The following is an 18,945-nucleotide window of genomic DNA, read 5'->3' as shown; positions in this document are numbered from 1 at the left end:
CAGCGGGCTAGACCAGGCTCTTTTTCATAAAGAACCGCGCCCCGCCGCGCGGATAATCGTCGAGTGCGCCGAACACTTCGTAGCCCTGCTTCTCGTAGAACGCGCGGGCCTGAAACCAGTAGGTGTCGAGCCACACGCCGACGCAGCCGCGTTCGCGCGCGATGTCTTCGGCCTGGGCGAGCACCCTGGCGCCGAGATCCTGGCCGCGGAATCGCTCGGGGATCACGAACAGTTCGACGAAGCACCAGTTGTAGGCGGTCTTGCCCCACAGCCCGCCGGCCGGCTCGCCGGTGACCGGATCGTTGATCAGGATCGCCAGCGGCTGATAGCCGGACGGCCCGACCGACTTGTCGTTGTAGTCCATCAGCGCCTTCACCACGACATCGCGGTGGCTGTCGTTCGGTTTGGCGGGAACGACAATGGTCGGCTGCGGCGTCGTCATGGTCAGCTTACGCCTCACCCATGGTATCGAACATGGCCGCGGACATCGCCTCCGACGCCGACTTGCCGGCCCACACCACGAATTGCATCGCCGGATAGTAGCGCTCGCAGGCATGGATGGCGCCGACCAGCATGGCTTCGCATTGCGCGGTGGTGGCGGTGAGGCCGTCGGGCAGTACCAGGGCCTGCCGGAACATGATCATGCCGGTGTGAGTCCAGATATCGAAATGGCCGACCCACATCTGCTCGTTGATCGCGGCGATCAGCCGCTGCACCTCGGCGCGGCGCGCAGTCGGGATCTTCATGTCGAAGGCGCAGGCCAGATGCAGCGCCTCGATCTCGTTCATCCACGTGAAGGAGAGTTGATAGTCGGTCCAGTCGCCCTTCGAGATGATCGTGACTTCATCCTCGCCGGAACGCTCGAACGACCAGTCGTGATCGGTGGCGATGTCTTCCACCACGGCGAGCGGGTTGTTGCGTGAATCGATAGTGCCTTCGAGGAGGGACATGCCGTCTCGACCTTGCCTTTGTGGGATACGCCCAAATTTGCTGATACGCGCGGCAGGCCGATACGCAACAATCTCGGTGTGCCGCTGCTTGCTGCAGTCTCCGTTACTTCGGAGCTTGCGAGTTTGAAGTGATGTGATTTGCGGAATCGGCGCAACGGCACTGCGAATCCATCCACAGGCAAACATGACATCATCCACAGCTCATCGCATCGCGATGAGAACAAACCGGAATCGGATTCCCGGCATGCGAGTCCCGGGTGTCGCGCTCACGCGGCACGAGTCTGGTTTGACGCGTTAACCATTTGATTCGGGCAATGCAAAGTGAGTCCGTGCGACGGGCGCAAGCGCGAACGGCGCGATGCCGCTCATCCTGTGGATGGTGGTTGCTGCGCCGGCAGGGTTTCGGCATAGTTCCGGAAAGCCTGCCGATGGTCACCGAGAGCAAATCCAATGAACGAGATCGCGCCCGACGCCTCCGAAGCCGAAGCTGCCGGCGTCGCTCATCCACGCTTCGCCAAGCCGCAGCGCGTTGCCTTCGTGCAATCGTCGTGGCATCGCGACATCGTCACGCCGTGCTGGCTGTCGTTCCTGGCGGAGATCGAGGTGCGGCATATCCAGCCCTCCCAGGTTGACCTGTTCGAGGTGCCGGGCTCGTTCGAACTCCCGCTGCATGTGCAGATCCTCGCCAAGACCCGACGCTACACTGCGATCGTGGCCGCCGGCCTGGTGGTTGACAGCGGTGTGCGCGGCTATGTCGCCGATACTGTGATCAAGGCGCTGATGGAGGTGCAGCTGCGCACCGAGGTGCCGGTGTTCTCCGCGGTGGTGACGCCGGAAGAACTCGTCACAACTGACGAGAGTGTGGAGTTCCTGCGCCAGCATTTTGCCACCAAGGGAGTGGAGGTGGCCGCAGCCTGCGCCAATACCCTGCTCAGCCTCGAGCGGCTGCGCGGTCAGGTGGCGGCGGGGATTGTGTAGGACTCTTTCTTCCCCTCTCCCCCGCGCGCAGCGCAGCTGCGCGAACGTGGGAGAGAGGGGCTCAAACGAGCGAAGCGAGATTGAGACGGGGAGAGGGGGCTTACGTGTGTGTCTTGCCCTCTCCCGCCTTCGCTTTGCGAAGGCACCCTCTCCCGCTGCGCAAAGCTTCGCTTTGCTGGGGGAGGGGGAAAAGTGCGCGACTTGGTTTCAGTCGAACAGGCTAGAGACCGACTCTTCCGCGGCGGTGCGGGCGATGGCTTCGCCGATCAGCGAGGCGATCGACAGCACGCGGATGTTCGGCGCCTTGACCACGGCGTCGGTGGGCTGGATCGAGTCGGTGATCACCAGTTCCTTTAGCCTGGAGCCGGCGATGCGCGCCGCGGCGCCGCCGCTCAACACGCCGTGGGTGATGTAGGCGTAGACATCCGTGGCACCGTTGGCGAGCAGCGCGTCGCCGGCGTTGACCAGCGTACCGCCGGAGTCGACGATGTCGTCGATCAGGATGCAGGTGTAGCCTTCGACCTCGCCGATCACATTCATCACTTCGGACTCGCCGGCACGTTCGCGGCGCTTGTCGACGATCGCCAGCGGCGCGTTGATGCGCTTGGCGAGGCCGCGGGCGCGCACCACGCCGCCGACGTCGGGCGAGACCACCATCACCTTGGTGAGGTCGAATTTTTCCTTGATGTCGCGCACCATCACCGGCGAGGCAAAGAGATTGTCCACCGGGATATCGAAGAAGCCCTGGATCTGGCCGGCGTGGAGGTCGAGGGTCATGACGCGATCGACGCCGGCATGGGTGATCAGGTTGGCCACCAGCTTGGCGGAGATCGGCGAGCGCGAGCCGACCTTGCGGTCCTGCCGCGCGTAACCGAAATACGGCACCACAGCGGTAATGCGGCGCGCCGAGGCGCGGCGCAGCGCGTCGGTGATGATCAGCAATTCCATCAGGTGGTCGTTGGTCGGGAACGATGTCGACTGGATAATGTAGATGTCGGAGCCGCGGACGTTTTCCTGGATCTCGACGAAGATTTCCATGTCGGCGAAGCGCCGGACGCTGGCCTTGGTCAGCGGCAATTCAAGCCAGTTGGCAATCTCCAGCGCCAGCGCCGGGTTGGAATTGCCGGCGACCAGTTTGATGGAGCCGTTCTTGGCCGACATCGACGCGTCTCCCCGGGTCTTGGTGGACACAACGTTCAGCATATCGGATTACCCATGGACTCGCTGGATTGAACGAGCGAGGTGATATCAAGGACGGGCCTCTGCTGGCAACCCGTTGGGCGCGGTTTTCCTGCGCAAATTCAGGGTTTGATCGTTAACGCGCGCTGAAGCTTAGTGTGCTTTCGGCGACTGCCGTCGAATGCGGCACCAGGTCGTCGGCGCTGGCAATCGCCGGCCCGTCGCCGCGCGGTGCGGGAGCAGCGGGTGCAACCTCCGGTGCGGTCCCGTTGATCATGTTGCTCAGCCCGGTGAGGCCGGATTGCGCGACCCTGCGCAGCACCACGTCATCCACATTGGCCCAGGCATCGCGGCCGGCCTTGCCGGTGGGCTCCTCGCCGGACAGGCGCAGCGCGCGTTGCTGGTCGCGGTCATAGACGTCCCAGACCCAGGCGATGGTGGTCTTGCCGCCGCGGATCTGCGCCGCAAGGTATCCGCGCACCCGATAGGCAGCGGGATCCTGTCGCGAAACAACAGCGAGGTTGCGCAATCGCGCTTCGCTGTCGAGCTGGCTGACCAGGCGGTCGAACAGCTGCGGCGGCGGCCCGTCGATGGAGTCGAAGGCCACGGTGGCGCCGGTCGGGCTGCCCATGCTGGCCTGCGCATTGGAGGGGCCGCCGGCGCTGCCGACATTGGCGCAACCGCCCAGCGAACTGCCGAGCCCGCACAGCGCCGCCAGCACCAGCACGGCGCGCGCAAGGCGCGGTGCGCTTCGGTTGGCTGTCAGTGTGGCAAGGCGCATGCAACGTCCCGACTTCGACGACGGCCGTCAGCAGGCCATCCGATGGGTCGAGCGATATCGTTAAAATGCGTTAAGGTCTAGGGCAGCCCGGACACGATGTCCCGCAAGGTGACCGAACCGCTCCGGGCACGCGGATATTTTGCTTTGAACTTGAAGCACTTCCGGAGAGATCAGGGTTCCAACACGATGGCGTGGATCTGGCGGCCATAGTCGGACTCGCGGCGATGGACCGAGCGGCGATAGCTGTAGAAGCGCTCGTCGGCGTAGGTATCGATGCCGATATCGTCGATCTCGCTCACTCCGGCCCGCTGCAGCCGCATTTTGATAAAGCCGGCAAGATCGAACATCGCGTGGTTTTCTTGCGTCGACGCACCGAAGAACCCGGCGTAACCGGCATCGGCCGCGAGGAAATTGTCGACGAACTCGGCGCCGACCTCGTAGCTGGGCTGGCGGATCAGCGGCCCGATCGCCGCCACCATGTTGGCGCGGGCGGCGCCGAGGTCTTCCATGGCTTGAATGGTGGATTCCAGCACGCCGTTGAGGGCGCCTCTCCAGCCGGCATGCGCCGCGCCGATGACGCGCGCCTTGGGGTCGGCGAACAGCACCGGGCCGCAATCGGCGGTGGTGACGCCAATCGTCAGCCCAGCGACCGCGGTGACGATGGCGTCAGCGCGCGGTCGCGTCGCGTTGTCCCACGGCGTTTTGGCGACGGCCACGTCGGCCGAGTGGATCTGGTGGGCGGTCAGGAAATGCTGCGGCTCGACGGCCATCCGTACCGCCATGCGCCGCCGGTTTTCCAGCACATGGGCAGGATCGTCACTGGAGCCGAGGCCGCCGTTGAGGCCGGCATAGATGCCTTCGGAGACGCCGCCGTCGCGGCTGAAAAAGATGTGGCGCAGGCCCGGTGTCGACGCCAGCAGGGGGATGCAATGCTCATGATGCGGTTGCCTCGGTGTCGTCGCTGAGCGCCACCAGGTTGGGGATGGCGGGATCGGCGATGCCGATCACCTTGAACATCGAGCCCATGCCGCCGCGGCCGGAATCCGTCAGGCGTTTCAGGGCGCCGGAAATATCCTCCGACACCTCCACGCTTGCCTTGGCCATCAGCGTCAGCGCGCGGGTCTCGATGCCCAGCCGTCTCAGAAAATCGCCCTGGGTCACCGGGCCGTGCACGCGGGCGCCGACGTCCTCGGCGGCACGGCCGAGCGCCTGGAAGTCCACATGGGCGGTCACGTCGACCTGGCCGGGGTTTTTCAGCGGATCGGTGAAGCTGTGGCGGGCGATGGCCTGGAAGGTGTCGCCGGCGTCGGAGCGCAGATGGCCGTAATCGATGATCAGCGCGGCGCCGCCGTCGTCGCGGACGCGGCTGGCGATCTTCATCATCTCGACATCGGGGCGCCATTCGAACACCGCGCCCACTGGCGCCGCGCGCACCAGTGGCGGCAGCAGCTGTTCGAAGCGCGGGATCGGATCGGCGGAGGCGCCGAACTGCAGCCGGCCGTCGTCGGTGATCTCCACCGTGCGCTCGTGCCAGCCGGTGTCGCGCTTGATGGCCTGGTGCACCGGCAGCACGTCGAAATATTCGTTGGCGAGGATCACCGAGGGGCCGGCCGGCACGCTGTCGATGCTGTCGTGCCACTGTACGTTGCGGGCGCCCTGCAGGGTCGCCTTCTGCTTCTCGCGCAACACCGGGTTGATCTCGACCAGATGAATGTTCAGCGCCTGGTACAGCGGCGGCAACACGCGCAACGCGCGCAGCGCGTCGGCCATCATGGTGCCGCGGCCGGGGCCGAGCTCGATCAGGTGCAGCAGCGGCGGCGAGCCGATCGCGCGCCACACCGACGCGGCCCACAGGCCCAGCAACTCGCCGAACATCTGGCTGACTTCAGGCGCGGTGGTGAAGTCACCCTCGCGCCCCAGCGGATCGCGCGAGACGTAGTAGCCGTATTGCGGATGGGTCAGGCACAGCTGCATGTAACGCCATACCGGCATCGGTCCGGCGGACTTGATCAGGCGCTTGATTTCATCCTGCAGCGGTGAGGACTCGGTCACATCATGCTCTTGTCAAATTCGGCTCGGGCCGCAGCGGCGGTCTGCGCCAGGCGGTGATCATCACAACAAGTCCAACCACAATCATCGGCAGCGACAGCAGCATGCCCATGGTGAGACCGCCCCACAGGAATCCCAGTTGCGGGTCCGGCTCACGGAAGAATTCGCCGACGATACGCGCCAGCGCATAAAAAGATGAAACTGCCGAGGATCAGGCCGGGGCGCTTCAGCGCGCCGGCGCGGATCATCAGCGCCAGGATGGTGAACAGCACGATGCCTTCCAGGCCGGCCTCGTAGAGCTGGCTGGGATGGCGCGGCAGCGGCCCGCCATTGGGGAACGCCATGGCCCAGGGCACGCTGGCGTCGGCCGGCCGGCCCCACAATTCGCTGTTGATGAAGTTGGCCAGCCGCCCGAGCAGCAGCCCGATCGGCCCGACCGCGCAGGTGAGGTCGCCGAGCGACAGCACCGGCAGGCTACGCTTCCAGCAGAACGCCATCACCGCGACCACACAGCCCATGAAGCCGCCATGGAACGACATGCCGCCCTTCCACAGCTCGAGGATCTCGGCGGGATGGGCGACGAAGAAGTCGAGATTGTAGAACAGCACATAACCGGTGCGGCCGCCGACAATAATGCCCAGCGTCACCCACAGGATGAAATCGTCGAAATCGAGCAGCGAGATCGGCGAGGGGCCGCCCCACAGCCGCTCGCGCTTGATCAGCGCGCGGGCATAGGCCCAGCCGAGCACGATGCCGCCGATATAGGCCAGCGCGTACCAGCGGATCACGATGGGACCGAGCGCGATGGCGACGGGATCGAAGACGGGAAAGGTGATGGCGAGAAAGTGCATCGTCTGGACTTACGATTCAAAGCCGCGGCGGTAAAGCACTAGCAGGCATTTGCGACGAATTTGGCGGGGCCTGTGGCGCGGGGCGCACCTGCCGGGGGCCGCGGGCTTGATCTGCGCCGCCGGGATCGCCATTGTCAGGCATCAGTTGCCGCCGACCGGAGTTCCGCGACCATGACCCAGACCAATAATCGGTTTTTCGACGAGATCGGCCGCCTGATGAACGATGCCGCCGGGGCTGCCCAGGGCGTCAAGCGCGAGGTCGACACCGTCGTGCGCAACCAGGCCGAGAAGATCCTGCGCGATCTCGACATCGTCAAGCGCGAGGAATTCGAGGCGGTGAAGGACATGGCGCGCCTCGCCCGCGAGGAGAACGAGGCGCTGAAGGCGCGTATCGCGGCGCTGGAAGCGAAGCTCGGGGCAGGTGAGGCACCGAGCATCTGACACGAAGCGCCACGGCCAAGGCCGGGCATTGACCGCGGTTGCCGGCCCCCTCAGGTCTCGACGTATTCCGCAATGCTGGTCGGCGCCGGCACCGGAAGGCCATCATCCTTCAGGCCGTCGATATGAAAACGGATCGCGTCGCGGATCTCGATTTCGACGGCTTTCACGCTTTCTCCTGTCGCAATACAACCGGGCAGGTCCGGCACATAGGCAGAATAATTGCCGTCAGCCTTCTCGATCACGACCGCGTAGCGCATCAGCGTCGCTCCTTCAGGCCAGCTTGTTTTAAGATACTGGCAAACGTCCCCGGTGCAAGGTCATCGGAGAGGTGACCGGCGATCGTAACGCGGCCTGGCTTCAGCAAATGCTTATATTGCCGACGGCTTCGCCGCGTGGCGACCAGAAACCAGTCGTCGTCCTCGATCATGCGGATGGCGTCGCGAACTTTCATCGCCGGCCCGGAACCTGATAGGGTATGGAGCAATCCTATCCCGCGCCGGATACCGGGTACAAACCGCAAAATTCCCCCACGTTTCCTTGTGTTTTCGCCCCTTTGGGGCTAAAAGCCCGGCACGTCTGCAGCCCCCGCACCCCTGGAGGCTTGCTGCGACGACGAAACGGGCCGCGTTGCGGCCTTTAACTTTTTGAAAACAAGGACTTAAACGATGGCTTCCGTCAAGGAATTGAAGGCGACCGTACGTTCGGCAGGCGGCAAGGGGGCCGCACGGGCTGTACGGCGCGCCGGCCGAGTGCCGGGTGTGATCTATGGTGACAACAAGCCCCCCGTGTCGATCTCGGTCGATGATGCCGAGCTGCGCCAGCGCATTCTGGCCGGCCGTTTCCTGACCACCATCTACGACATCGAGCTCGATGGCGCGAAGCACCGCGTGATTCCGCGCGACTTCGCTCTCGATCCCGTCAGGGACTTCCCGCTGCATGTGGACTTCCTGCGCCTCGGCGTCGGCGCCACCATCCGCGTCAGCGTTCCCCTGCATCTGAAGAATGCGGAAACCGCTCCGGGCGTGAAGCGCGGCGGCACCATCAACGTCGTCACCCACACGCTCGAACTCGAAGCCGAGGCCGACAGCATTCCGCAGTTCGTCGAAGCCGACGTCGGCCAGCTCGACATCGGCGGCTCGCTGCACATGTCGGACATCGCCTTGCCGAAGGGCGTCAAGACGCTGAAGAGCGCCGAGGACGTGACCCTGGTCACCATCGTGCCGCCGTCGGGCTATGGCGAAGAATCCGCCGCGCCTGCCGCTGGTGCTGCTGCTGCGCCCGCAGCTGCCGCAGCTGGTGCCAAGGCTCCTGCCGCTGGTGCCAAGGCTCCCGCAGCCGGTGCTAAGGCTCCCGCAGCCGGTGCCAAGGCGCCTGCCGCCGCCGCCAAGGCGCCTGCGGCTCCCGCGAAGAAGAAGTAAGAGACCGCGGACAACCGCGCCGTGCGACTCTTTGTTGGTCTCGGAAACCCTGGCGCGAAATACCAGGGCAACCGGCACAATATCGGGTTCATGGTTGTCGACGAGTTGGCACGGCGTCACGGTTTTGCACCGTGGCGCCGCCGCTTTCAGGGCGAGACCTCGGAAGGCACGCTGGAGCGCGAACGCGTGATCCTGCTGCGCCCGCTGACGTTCATGAACGACTCCGGGCGCGCGGTGCAGGAAGCCGCTGCTTTCTTCAAGCTGACGCCGGCCGAGATCGCGGTGTTCCACGATGAGCTGGAATTGCCGTACGGCAAGGTGCGCGTGAAGGTCGGCGGCGGTATCGCCGGCCACAACGGGTTGCGCTCGATCTCCGCCCATGTCGGCAACGAATATCGCCGGGTGCGGCTGGGTATCGGCCATCCCGGCGTCAAGGAACTGGTGCATAACCACGTGCTCAGCGACTTTGCCAAGAGCGAGCGGCCGGCGCTGGAGGCGCTGATCGACGCGGTGGCCGACAATGCCGGGCTGCTGGCGGTGGATCGCGACTCCAACTTTCAGAACAAGGTGCATCTGACGATGCAGGCCAAGGGTTTCACGTCGAAAGACGACAACGGCGTCATCGCGAAGCCGTCGAAGATTTAGGACAGGTCATGGGATTCAAATGCGGTATCGTCGGGCTGCCGAATGTCGGCAAATCGACGCTGTTCAATGCGCTGACGGAAACGGCGGCCGCGCAGGCGGCGAACTATCCGTTCTGCACCATCGAGCCGAATGTCGGCGAAGTCGCTGTGCCCGATCCGCGGCTCGACAAGCTGGCCGCCGCCGGCAAATCGCAGCAGATCATCCCGACGCGGCTGACCTTCGTGGACATCGCCGGCCTGGTGAAGGGCGCTTCCAAGGGCGAAGGCCTCGGCAACCAGTTCCTTGCGACCATCCGCGAGGTCGATGCCGTGGCGCATGTGGTGCGTTGCTTCGTCGATGACGACATCACGCATGTGGAAGGCAAGATCGATCCGCTCGCCGACATCGAGATCATCGAGACCGAACTGATGCTGGCCGATCTCGACTCCTGCGAGAAGCGCGTCGACAACCTGACCAAGAAGGCCAAGGGAAACGACAAGGACGCCAAGGACCAGCTCGACCTGGTGCAGCGCGCGCTGGTGCTGCTGCGCGAAGGCAAGCCGACGCGCTTCCTCGAGCGCAAGCCGGAAGAGGAGCGTGCCTTCGGCATGCTCGGCCTGTTGACCTCGAAGCCGGTGCTCTATGTCTGCAACGTCGAGGAAGGCTCCGCCGGCACAGGCAACGCCTATTCGAAGCTGGTGGCCGAGCATGCCGCGAAAGAGGGTGCCGTCGCCGTTGCCATCTCCGCCAAGATCGAATCCGAGATAGCCACCCTGTCGCGCGCCGAGCGCGCCGAATTCCTGGAGACCCTGGGTCTCGAAGAAGCCGGCCTCGATAAGCTGATCCGCGCCGGCTATCAGCTGCTGAAGCTGATCACCTATTTCACCGTCGGTCCGAAGGAAGCCCGCGCCTGGACCATCACCCGTGGCACCAAGGCACCGCAGGCGGCGGCGGTAATCCATACCGATTTCGAGAAAGGTTTCATCCGCGCCGAGACCATCGCCTATGACGACTACATCGCCTTCGGCGGCGAATCCGGCGCGCGCGATAACGGCAAGCTGCGGCTGGAAGGCAAGGAATACGTGGTCGCCGACGGCGACGTGCTGCACTTCCGGTTCAATAACTAAACGCTGATCTGTTCCCCGGACGCTGCGCAGCGCGAAGCGGTGCGCCGCAGATCCGGGGCCACGGTTCTTGCAAAGAAGTTACTTGGATCCCGGATCTGCGCAGCGGCATGGCGGCGATGCAAGCGCATCGCCTCAGAATGACGCAGCGCGTCCGGGACACGATGCATACGATAGTTCAATGCACCTGGCCCTGGTCGCGAATGGCGCCGAGATGCTCGTTGATACGAAAGACGATAAGGATGAATTCGGCGGCGATACGCGAGAAGACGATGCCGACGACGACGCTGGCGATGCTCGACAGAACGATAATGAATCCGCCGAACGGACTGATGGCCATGGCGGCGAGGCCGGAGAAAACGCCGGAGACGCCGAACAACAGGATCAGCACGATGATCAGCCAGTAAAACGTCTTGATGATCGTGGGCGTGATGAAACGGTCCCACTGAAAAAGATCTCGAAACTCGAACATCGAACGCTCTCCTGGCGATTCAGCGAAAGTGACATGCAAAAATCTGGCCGTACAGGCACTATCGCTGAAGGTTGTTGCGGGCAAGATCGCGGGCAGGCCATGCGACCGCGTTGCTTGAGAATGACGCAAATAGCGGCCACAATCAGGCCTCCTCACCGGCAATTCCCATCATGACCATGACATTCGAAGATTTCCCGCCGGGACATTTCGGCACATTCGGGCCGCGCCATGTGACGCGCGAAGAGATCATCGCGTTTGCCACGGAATTCGATCCGCAGCCGATGCATCTCGACGAAGCCGCCGCCAGCAAGTCGATGCTCAAGGGCCTCGCAGGATCCGGATGGCACATGTGTGCGCTGATGATGCGGATGATGTTCGACGGCTTCCTGCACAACACCGCGTCGATGGGCTCGCCCGGCGTCAACGAGATGCGCTGGCTGGCGCCGTTTCGGCCCGGCGACGACCTCACGATGGATGTTGAGGTGCTGGAAGCGCGACCGTCGCAGAGCCGTCCCGAGACCGGAATCGTGACATTCAAGTGCAGCACGCGCAACGCCGCCGGGCAGGCCGTGGCGGAGATGGTCGCGCCGATCATCATTGGCCGCGCCGCTGCAATGGACCAGGGTTGAGCGATGCGATTTCTCGAAGACATCAAAGTGGGCCATCGGCGCGAACTGGGATCGTTCACCTTCACCGCCGAGCTGATCAAGAAGTTCGCTGCCCAGTTCGACCCGCAGCCGTTTCATCTCGACGAGGACGCCGGTCGACGATCGCTGTTCGGCGGGCTTGTCGCGTCGGGCTGGCACGTCGCGGCGGTAGGCATGAAGCTGCTGGTGGCCGACGGCCAACGGGAGACCGCGGCGCAGATTGCCGCCGGCGAGACGGTGGCGACATGGGGGCCGTCGCCGGGGTTTCGCGAGTTGCGCTGGCTGAAGCCGGTAAGGGCAGGTGATACGATCAGCTACGCCAACCAGGTGGAGACCGTGCGCGCGACCGCGACGCGGCCGGGCTGGGGCATCGTCCAGGCCCGCAACATCGTCACCAACCAGCACGGCGAACAGGTGATGACTTTCATGGCGACGGCGTTCGTGCCGCGCCGGAGCGACGCTGGTTAACCAATCCAATTTTCTTCAAGGGAACAGGGCGCGCGTTAACGCGTTCTGAACCTTGCGAGAGTGTCTTGATACTTACGCTACGATGACTGAATACGCTTTGGGGATGACAATGGCTGACCGCACCGGACTGAAATTTGTAGGCTTCATCTTTGCCAGCATCACGCTGGCAGTGATGCTGGTCACGGGAATGGTGGTGAAGGGTTATGCCGACGGCGGCTACTCGCTGGACAACGCCCCGGTCGCCGGCCGCTAGTCAGACTTTGCTAACCATGTCGCGCGAGCGGCATTGCGTGAGCCGGTCCATCAGCGGCTCCACGCCCAGGCCAGCAGCCCCACCGCAATCACCAGAAGGCCGACGAATCGGACGATAATCGTTCCCATCCTGGGCGACGACGGCCGGTGCGGGATCGGATCTGTTGTGTTCGGCCGAATGGTTTGCACGATCGTTTGCCCCCAACAAGGACTGCGGCTGCGTTGCGCGCATCAGGGCTTGGTCGCGGCTGGAACAAATTGCGTTCAATTGGATTCAAAAGAAAACCGCCGCGATCCCCACGGAGCCGGCGGTTTTCTTCGTGGACCCGGAGGTCGCTCAGGGCTGGCGCAGATTGTCCGCCGTGCGCTTCCATTGCGCGACATTGTCGGCAATCAGCCGGGTGGATTTCATGGCCGCCTGGCTGAGCTGGGCATAGCCCGAGATTTCGCGTTGCACGCGCTGCCCTTCGGCATGCAGCAGGTCGCGCAGGCTTTCCAGCTCCGCCACCAGGTTTTCGATCTCGGTGAGCGAGGTGCCGGCGACCCGCTGGATCAGCGAGTTGACGCTGTTGACGGTGGCCTCGGTGCTGGCCTCCAGCGGCAGGTCGGTGCTGCCCGGTGTGTTCAGCATGCCCGGCACCGGGCGGCGCAGATAGGCGACGTCGTTGCGCACGAAATCGCGGATCCCTGCCTCGACTTCGGAGACGGCGGCGAGATCGCTGTCCACGGTCGATTCAGTTTTTTCGGAAAGTATTGCATTCATCGGCTCTTCCTTGCTGGTTCGCATCTAGCGAGCGCGGATTGTCCCCCGCACGACAAACTCAGTTTACTATCTGGGCAGCTGAATTTGACGAGATCGCGGCCAATGTGCGGCGCGCTCCCGTTCTTTGCATGATCGCGGTAGCAGTTGACCCGCGCACGGTTACCAGCAGGTTACCAGCTGTGTTTGAAGCCTGCGGTCAGGCTCTTGTTGGCAGGGCCCTGCAGCGTCTCGCTGACCGTCGCCGAAATGTTGACGCCGCCGAAGATCTGTTGCTCCGCGCCCACCTTGCGCAGCCACTTTTCGTCAACGGTCGAAAGCGACTGGCCGGCCACCAGGCTGGTGCCGGTCTCGTTGAAGCGCAGCTTCGCCGACTGATCGGTCTCGTAGCTGCGCGTCGGGCGTCCGTTGAAGCCGATCACCGGCAGGCCGGCCTGCTGCACCACGTTGTAGCCGTTCTGCAGGGTCAGCGAATACTGGTCGCCGGCGAGCGGCATCGATTTGCTGAGCGAGGTCGCGAGTTTGCTCTGGTCCTGGCCGGGATCGATGCGGGCCTCGATGGCGGTCTTGTCCCAGATCGAACCCACGCCCGGCGCGGTCACGGCCGCCCAGGCCGTACCGCCGGATTGCGATGGTGAACCGTCGGGTCCGTATTTCTGTCGCAGCATGTCGGAGGTACTCATGCTCGGTGCGCTCCGTGCCACGTTCATGTCGGCACCGATCCTGGCATCCCAGAACGGCACCAGCTGCTGCTTGACGGAGAGGGCGGCGGAGCCGTCGGCCTTGTTCTGCGATGTCCACGCCGTGGCGTCGCCGGACTGCCCGGCGCGCGCTTGGCGGGGCGACGATTTTGCGGCGGCATTGGTGCTGGTATCGAGCAGGCTCCAGTCCGGCTCCGGCAAATCCAGCACTGCGGCCGGCTGATCGTGGGTTTCAGGTGCATCGTCCGGCGCTGCCGCCGGTGCCAATATGCTCCAGGGATCCTGTGCCCGGGCTGGCGCGCTGATTGCGCCTGCGGCGAGCAGCGCGACTGCGGCGCCCCGTGTCAGTTTGATGGTCAAGGCCGTCACCATGCGAGCCGCCCAGCGAGTTGGCGTGAGAAGCCAATAGTACCGCTTGAGGCCCGGCAGAATTGTGGCAGCGCAGCAAAGTGCGTGGTGGACATTCAACGTTCAAGCACTTGCTTCAGGCTTGCCTGAGTTTAGGCGATCCGCGGCAGATGCAGCGGGTGGCCCAACGCCTGTTCGACCAGGTCAAACGTATCGATCACCACCCGCATGCTGGTCAGCATGCCGGCCTTGAACTGGGCGAACTGCGCCAGTCGCAGGCTGATCGGGCGGTTGGAATCCAGCGCCGTGAGCGAAAACCGCATGATCGAGGCCCCCGAATCGGCGCCGAGCAGCACGGATTCGCGTTCGAAACGATGGATCCGGATGTTGTCTGCGACCTGTTTGCAGACCTGCATGACTGCAGCCTTGCCGCGCCGTGCGCCGAGGAAGGGAAACATGTCGATCGGTCCGTAAACCGCCCATTCGATGTTGTCGTCGATCAGGTCGGTGAGGTCTTTCAGCTGACGTTCGTTGATGGCACGATGCAACGCGCGCGAGAAACGCCAGAGACTGTGCTCTGTCATGAGGTCATATCCTGAAATGAAATAGCGCCGCACGGCCAATATTGGGGCCGACGCGGCGCGGAAAGTTCAATCGTTTGAGCTTGGAATAATCTCGTTTAGCTCAAATACAATCCGTTTTTGTGCATTGCACAATTGCAGGAAGAGGTAGGTACTTTAGTATTCGATGTGGTTTCTTGTTACCGGTGAGCGGTCATTTTCATGCGCTGCAAGATGCTCGATGGCGATTTCCACGTCGCTGGCGGCAATCCCACCCAACAGGATCGCGCCGCGCGTCAATTCGGGCACCAGCCCGGCAGACTGCGCCATGCGATTTGATTGCTCTCATGGGTGCCTAAGGCCAATCGGTCGTGGCAACAGGGCGGCCGGTTCAACGGTCGCGCGGATCTGCCGCCGCAGCAGTGCTAGCCGGGACGCATGGCGAGGCGGACGCTGCTGGCGTAGTCGGGGGTCAGGTCGCGGCCGAGTATCTGCTGCACCAGGTCGAAGGAATCGAAAAACGAACGATGTTCGAAGACGAGTCCATCGCGCAGGGTGAAAAAGTCGGCGATCTTGAAACTGAGGATACGCTGGTCGCTGCGTTTCTGCAGCGCCACCTGGAGCATGGTCGCAGCCTTCGCTCCGTCCACGGCCATGAAGGTGATTTCGATGCGGCGGCTCGAATAGCGCTCCTGCTGGGTGCGGATGGCCTCGGCCGCCCAGGCCTTGCCGCGGTGTTGGCCGTGGTGCGGGAACAGTTCGATCGGCGCATAGGTGATGCTGTCGATATCGTCGTGGCAGCAGTTTGCGAGGCGCGCGGTGTCGCCCGCATAGAAGGCATCGAGAAAGTCGGATACGCATCGGCGCGTCTGGAGATCGTCCATTATTGGCTCTTCTGGTGTCTGCTCTCCCCGTTCCCGCGGTACTCTTGTCAGGTCGGACCGGTCGGGATCAACCCTTGCGCGGGGCAAAGGTTGGGAAAGCCTTAACGCGACATCGTGGATCACAGGGTATTGACCGGGCCTTGGCGCATCGGGCTGGGCGTCACTTGAGACAGGACCATCCGGCGAGCCAGGCGACACCGCCGGTGACGGCCCCCGCCACGGCGGCAACCACCCAGCGCTCGCCGAAGCGCCACGCCGCGGCCATGCCGCCCAGTAACATGCCGGGAAAGCTCACCTTTAGCGCCAGCAGGCTGGCGCCGGCGAGTCCGTCGGCCAACGCGATGCGCGACCGGAAACAGAAAAACAGCAGCGCCGCATTGAGGGCGATGCCCGCCAGCGCGCCGAGCGCGGCACCACCGACGCGGCGTTCACGCCAGGCGATGGCGCCCAGCAGAAGCCCGGTCAGAAGACCGGGCGAGCAGGCCAGCAGCGCGATCGCGATGAGGTCGATCGCGTTCCAGTGCAGCCCGATGTCGGACACCTGGTCCGGGCCGTACGCTTACTTCTTGTTCGGTGCGGAGCCGGCCGGGGTCTTGCTCGATGCGAACGGGTTGACGTTGGCGACGCCGCCCTTCTTGAGGTTCTTGTCCGCCTTCGGTTTCTTCTTTTCCTTGTTGGACTTCATCTGACCTTTAGCCATCGCGGTCTCCCTGCGCCCGGTTGATGGACTCGGCGCAGATGACGCATAGCAAATGCAGATGGGTTTGTATGTGGGCTTGCGCGACGCGCGGCAGGCTAGAGCTGGCAGGTGATGACGCTTATTTCGCGGTCGCCAGGCTCGTAGCCCGGCCGCGGCGCCAGCGATTTCCGGTGGGTGATCAGCGCGCCCCTGGCGTCCTTGAGCGGCAGCATCTTCCAGCCTGCGACGCCTTCGGGGCCGAGCTCCCAGACGTGGGCGATCGGCTCGTCGGCGGCGTTGAAGCCGACCGTGTGAACCTCGACCAGTCGTGAGGTGCCGTCATATTGCAGTTCGAGCACATGGCCCGAACGCAGCGCTTCACAAGCCGTCTGTACCAACATCGGATATTCCCGCCGGTTGTTTCAATGATCCTAACAGGTCGGCGGTGCCGCGTCGCGATCCTTCTGCGTCGTGCTGCCTAAGCGGCCCTGACGTCGGCGAGGAAAATATTGACCTGGCTGGCGAGATCCGTGGATTGCCGGGACAGCTGCTCGGCTGCACCGAGCACTTGCGATGCCGCCGCGCCGGTGTCGTTGGCCGCCTGCTGCACGTCGGAGATATTGGCGGTGACATTCTGAGTGCCGTGCGCGGCTTCCTGAACGTTGCGGGCGATTTCCTTGGTCGCCGAGCCCTGCTGCTCGATGGCGGCGGCGATGGCACTGCCGATCTGCTCGATCTCGGCGATCACGTTGACCACGTTGCGGATCGCCGCAACGGTCTCGTCACTGGCGCCCTGGATGGCTGCGACCTGTGCGGAGATCTCGGTGGTGGCCTGTGCGGTCTGCCCGGCCAGCGACTTCACTTCCGAAGCGACGACGGCGAAGCCGCGCCCGGCCTCGCCGGCGCGGGCCGCCTCGATGGTGGCGTTGAGCGCCAGCAGGTTGGTCTGCGCGGCGATGTTCTGGATCAGCGTGACCACATCGCCGATCTTCTGCGCGCCGGCGGCGAGCGACTGGGCGGTGTCGCCGGTGCGGCGCGCGTCCTCGACCGCGCGGGCCGAGATCTGCGCGGATTGCGCGACCTGACGGCTGATTTCGGAAATGGAGGACGTCAGTTCCTCGGTGGCGCTGGCCACCATCTGGACGTTCGACGATGTCTGTTCGGAGGCTTCGGCGACGACGCCCGCCTGCCGGTTGGTGGTCGATGCCGTCGAGGACATGGAGCGCGCGGCGTTTTCCATCGTTGACGACGACGACGACAGCCCGCCCACCAGCTCGCCGATACGCGACTCGAACGAGCGGGTCAGGTCGTCGATCAGTTGCGCGCGGCGCATCTTGGCGTCGTTCTCCGCCGCCTGCTCGGTGGACAGACGGGCGGCGGTGAGCATGTTGTCCTTGAAGACCTGGACCGCGGCGGCCATCGCGCCGATCTCGTCGCGGCGATTGCTGGCCGGGATGTCGCCGGACGCGTCGCCGCCGGCAATGCGCGACATGGCGGCGGTGATGTCGACGATCGGCTGGCAGATCCGGCGCCGGACCATCACGATCAGGCCGGCACTGGCGGCCACGACGGCTGCGAGCACCAGCAGGGCGATGATGAAGCTCGTACGCGCGCTGCCATAGGCCGCGGTCAGCAGTTGCTCGGCGTTGTCGTAGAAGGCGTCGCGTACACCGATCACGGTGCCAAGACCGAGCTGCGTTTCGGCGAAATAGGTGTCGACGTCATGTTCGTATTTGCCGCTGACGGCGCCGGCCTTGACCAGCTTCAGCTCCTTACCGAAGCGTTCGACGAAGACTTCCTGCATCTTGTTGAGCGCGGCCGCGACATTGGCCGGTGTCGCGGGATTGCCGCGCAGTTCGAGCAGCGAGGCCTGGATCTGATCGGCGGCACCCTGGGAGCGGGCAATGTCCAGGCGCTCCTGCTCGGTCGCCACACGGTTGGCGCCGACGAGATTCTTGTGCAGGCTGGAATTGAGGCCGCCGATGTCGCGCAGCGTCCATGCGACGTTGGCGTAGGTTGCCTGGCGATAGGCCTCGCCGTTCAGCGAAGCCATCTTGCGGACCTGCTCGGCAAGCAGGGCGGTGACTGCGGTGTTGAAGATCGAGTTGTCGGCGACGATCTTCTTGGCCGCATCGCGGCGGGCCTCCGCCGGGCCTTCGATCGCTTTGTCGATGGCCGCGCGCAGCGCCTTGAACTGAGCGTTCAGCGCATCGATCTTGCCGGCAATCTCGGCGCTGTCGTCGAACGCGCCGAGCGATGTGGTCCTGAGCCGGTTCATCTTGTCGACGGCACCGTCGGTCTGCTTGCGGTACTTGTCCTGCTCCGCGCGCGCCTTCGGATCGACCGCGGCGGGGCCGTACAGGATGTTCGTGGAGAAGCCGCGTTCCGGATTGAGATAGCGCGGGATGTCGCCGACGGTACGAACCAGTTCGAGGCGCCCCTGCGCGTTGGAAATCTTGTCCATCGTCTCGTAACGGCTCGCGGCGACATAGACCGCAAGCCCGCCGCCGGCGGCCGACAGAGAGGCGATGGCGATGGTCAGCAAGGTACCGATTTTCATGAAATTACCGTCGGTTAAGAATTGAGTGCAAATGAACGCCCGTCAACCTACGGAAGGTGCATTAAGCTTCCATTGACGGCGGTACGCGGCGGCGGGGCGCTCGCGTCCGTCGGCAACCTCTCGGCTCATCAGAGTACCTTTTGCGACGATTTCTCCCGCTGCAGCCGGCGGCGGCGAGCAGCGGATCCGGTCGATCGTCCGACGCGCAGCGGCGCCGGC

Annotated in this window: 26 protein-coding genes and 1 pseudogene; 8 read left to right on the top strand and 19 right to left on the bottom strand. The window is 64.1% G+C overall.

Going from position 1 to position 18,945, the window contains the following annotated elements:
- Positions 1–7: 7 nt before the first annotated feature.
- The gene (locus tag ONR75_RS26125) at positions 8–460 is read right to left on the bottom strand and encodes a GNAT family N-acetyltransferase (RefSeq protein WP_265079809.1); all 453 of its coding nucleotides are present in this window, start codon (positions 458–460) and stop codon (positions 8–10) included.
- Positions 450–950, bottom strand: a complete 501-nt coding sequence (locus ONR75_RS26120) for a YbjN domain-containing protein (RefSeq protein ID WP_265079808.1) — start codon at positions 948–950, stop codon at positions 450–452. Before ONR75_RS26120 ends, ONR75_RS26125 begins: the two co-directional genes overlap by 11 nt.
- A gap of 450 nt (positions 951–1,400) precedes the next feature.
- Here ONR75_RS26120 and ONR75_RS26115 point away from each other — a divergent pair, with 450 nt between their 5' ends.
- Positions 1,401–1,928 (top strand): 6,7-dimethyl-8-ribityllumazine synthase, encoded by a 528-nt coding sequence (locus ONR75_RS26115; protein WP_265079807.1) that lies wholly within the window; start codon positions 1,401–1,403, stop codon positions 1,926–1,928.
- A gap of 207 nt (positions 1,929–2,135) precedes the next feature.
- On the opposite strand, the gene ONR75_RS26110 is transcribed toward ONR75_RS26115, so the two are convergent.
- The 5 genes and pseudogenes from ONR75_RS26110 to lgt all read right to left on the bottom strand — a co-directional run bounded on the left by ONR75_RS26110 (position 2,136) and on the right by lgt (position 6,788).
- Entirely contained in the window at positions 2,136–3,089 is a 954-nt protein-coding gene (locus ONR75_RS26110) for a ribose-phosphate pyrophosphokinase (protein WP_265079806.1), read from the bottom strand.
- 154 nt (positions 3,090–3,243) lie between these two features.
- Entirely contained in the window at positions 3,244–3,888 is a 645-nt protein-coding gene (locus tag ONR75_RS26105) for a hypothetical protein (protein ID WP_265079805.1), read from the bottom strand.
- 170 nt (positions 3,889–4,058) lie between these two features.
- On the bottom strand, positions 4,059–4,805 hold the full coding sequence (gene pgeF / locus ONR75_RS26100; protein ID WP_265083802.1) for a peptidoglycan editing factor PgeF: 747 nt from the start codon (positions 4,803–4,805) through the stop codon (positions 4,059–4,061).
- Between the two features lie 16 nt (positions 4,806–4,821).
- Entirely contained in the window at positions 4,822–5,940 is a 1,119-nt protein-coding gene (locus tag ONR75_RS26095) for a class I SAM-dependent methyltransferase (RefSeq protein WP_265079804.1), read from the bottom strand.
- A 1-nt stretch (position 5,941) separates the two neighbouring features.
- Positions 5,942–6,788, bottom strand: a pseudogene (lgt, locus tag ONR75_RS26090) (prolipoprotein diacylglyceryl transferase).
- Between the two features lie 171 nt (positions 6,789–6,959).
- On the opposite strand from lgt, the gene ONR75_RS26085 reads away from it, so the two are divergent.
- A complete protein-coding gene (locus ONR75_RS26085; RefSeq protein ID WP_265079803.1) occupies positions 6,960–7,229 on the top strand; it encodes an accessory factor UbiK family protein in 270 nt (89 codons plus the stop codon).
- Positions 7,230–7,279: 50 nt separating this feature from the next.
- Here the strand turns inward: ONR75_RS26085 and ONR75_RS26080 are convergent, their stop codons facing one another.
- On the bottom strand, positions 7,280–7,486 hold the full coding sequence (locus ONR75_RS26080) for a type II toxin-antitoxin system HicB family antitoxin (protein ID WP_265079802.1): 207 nt from the start codon (positions 7,484–7,486) through the stop codon (positions 7,280–7,282).
- Positions 7,486–7,680, bottom strand: coding sequence for a type II toxin-antitoxin system HicA family toxin (locus tag ONR75_RS26075; RefSeq protein ID WP_265079801.1), 195 nt, complete (start codon positions 7,678–7,680; stop codon positions 7,486–7,488). The genes ONR75_RS26080 and ONR75_RS26075 overlap by 1 nt, the downstream gene beginning before the upstream one ends.
- 214 nt (positions 7,681–7,894) lie before the next feature.
- Between ONR75_RS26075 and ONR75_RS26070 the strand changes: the two genes are divergently transcribed.
- From ONR75_RS26070 to ychF, 3 genes are read left to right on the top strand one after another with little or no spacing between them, the layout of a single operon-like run.
- Positions 7,895–8,647, top strand: coding sequence for a 50S ribosomal protein L25/general stress protein Ctc (locus ONR75_RS26070; RefSeq protein ID WP_265079800.1), 753 nt, complete (start codon positions 7,895–7,897; stop codon positions 8,645–8,647).
- 21 nt (positions 8,648–8,668) lie between these two features.
- Positions 8,669–9,292 carry an aminoacyl-tRNA hydrolase gene (gene pth / locus ONR75_RS26065; RefSeq protein WP_265079799.1) on the top strand — a complete coding sequence of 208 codons (624 nt, stop codon included), beginning with the start codon at positions 8,669–8,671 and terminating at the stop codon, positions 9,290–9,292.
- Positions 9,293–9,300: 8 nt separating this feature from the next.
- Positions 9,301–10,398, top strand: a complete 1,098-nt coding sequence (gene ychF, locus ONR75_RS26060) for a redox-regulated ATPase YchF (protein WP_265079798.1) — start codon at positions 9,301–9,303, stop codon at positions 10,396–10,398.
- Positions 10,399–10,573: 175 nt separating this feature from the next.
- Here ychF and ONR75_RS26055 read toward each other — a convergent pair whose 3' ends face one another.
- Complete coding sequence (locus tag ONR75_RS26055) at positions 10,574–10,867, bottom strand: DUF4282 domain-containing protein (protein ID WP_265079797.1); 294 nt, start codon at positions 10,865–10,867, stop codon at positions 10,574–10,576.
- Positions 10,868–11,037: 170 nt separating this feature from the next.
- Between ONR75_RS26055 and ONR75_RS26050 the strand changes: the two genes are divergently transcribed.
- From ONR75_RS26050 to ONR75_RS26040, 3 genes are all read left to right on the top strand, one after another.
- Positions 11,038–11,496, top strand: a complete 459-nt coding sequence (locus tag ONR75_RS26050; RefSeq protein WP_265079796.1) for a MaoC family dehydratase — start codon at positions 11,038–11,040, stop codon at positions 11,494–11,496.
- A 3-nt stretch (positions 11,497–11,499) separates the two neighbouring features.
- Complete coding sequence (locus ONR75_RS26045; RefSeq protein WP_265079795.1) at positions 11,500–11,982, top strand: MaoC family dehydratase; 483 nt, start codon at positions 11,500–11,502, stop codon at positions 11,980–11,982.
- Between the two features lie 109 nt (positions 11,983–12,091).
- Positions 12,092–12,235: a hypothetical protein gene (locus tag ONR75_RS26040; protein WP_265079794.1), complete on the top strand. Its 144-nt coding sequence runs from the start codon at positions 12,092–12,094 to the stop codon at positions 12,233–12,235.
- A 336-nt stretch (positions 12,236–12,571) separates the two neighbouring features.
- On the opposite strand, the gene ONR75_RS26035 is transcribed toward ONR75_RS26040, so the two are convergent.
- From ONR75_RS26035 to ONR75_RS25995, 9 genes are all read right to left on the bottom strand, one after another.
- Entirely contained in the window at positions 12,572–12,997 is a 426-nt protein-coding gene (locus ONR75_RS26035; RefSeq protein ID WP_265079793.1) for a hypothetical protein, read from the bottom strand.
- A 170-nt stretch (positions 12,998–13,167) separates the two neighbouring features.
- Positions 13,168–14,064, bottom strand: a complete 897-nt coding sequence (locus ONR75_RS26030) for a hypothetical protein (protein ID WP_265083801.1) — start codon at positions 14,062–14,064, stop codon at positions 13,168–13,170.
- A gap of 131 nt (positions 14,065–14,195) precedes the next feature.
- Positions 14,196–14,627 carry a nuclear transport factor 2 family protein gene (locus ONR75_RS26025; protein WP_265079792.1) on the bottom strand — a complete coding sequence of 144 codons (432 nt, stop codon included), beginning with the start codon at positions 14,625–14,627 and terminating at the stop codon, positions 14,196–14,198.
- Positions 14,628–14,780: 153 nt separating this feature from the next.
- Positions 14,781–14,933 (bottom strand): hypothetical protein, encoded by a 153-nt coding sequence (locus tag ONR75_RS26020; RefSeq protein ID WP_265079791.1) that lies wholly within the window; start codon positions 14,931–14,933, stop codon positions 14,781–14,783.
- Positions 14,934–15,028: 95 nt separating this feature from the next.
- Positions 15,029–15,487: a nuclear transport factor 2 family protein gene (locus ONR75_RS26015; protein ID WP_265079790.1), complete on the bottom strand. Its 459-nt coding sequence runs from the start codon at positions 15,485–15,487 to the stop codon at positions 15,029–15,031.
- A gap of 160 nt (positions 15,488–15,647) precedes the next feature.
- Positions 15,648–16,028 carry a hypothetical protein gene (locus tag ONR75_RS26010; protein ID WP_265079789.1) on the bottom strand — a complete coding sequence of 127 codons (381 nt, stop codon included), beginning with the start codon at positions 16,026–16,028 and terminating at the stop codon, positions 15,648–15,650.
- An 18-nt stretch (positions 16,029–16,046) separates the two neighbouring features.
- Positions 16,047–16,187: a hypothetical protein gene (locus ONR75_RS26005; RefSeq protein WP_265079788.1), complete on the bottom strand. Its 141-nt coding sequence runs from the start codon at positions 16,185–16,187 to the stop codon at positions 16,047–16,049.
- Positions 16,188–16,282: 95 nt separating this feature from the next.
- On the bottom strand, positions 16,283–16,567 hold the full coding sequence (locus ONR75_RS26000) for a hypothetical protein (protein WP_265079787.1): 285 nt from the start codon (positions 16,565–16,567) through the stop codon (positions 16,283–16,285).
- Positions 16,568–16,644: 77 nt separating this feature from the next.
- A complete protein-coding gene (locus tag ONR75_RS25995) occupies positions 16,645–18,726 on the bottom strand; it encodes a methyl-accepting chemotaxis protein (protein WP_265079786.1) in 2,082 nt (693 codons plus the stop codon).
- Between the last annotated feature and the right edge of the window lie 219 nt (positions 18,727–18,945).

Origin of the sequence: Rhodopseudomonas sp. P2A-2r, from assembly GCF_026015985.1 — a bacterium.
In the GTDB taxonomy this organism is placed as follows: Bacteria; Pseudomonadota; Alphaproteobacteria; order Rhizobiales; family Xanthobacteraceae; genus Tardiphaga.
This window is presented reverse-complemented; position numbering and strand designations above follow the sequence as displayed.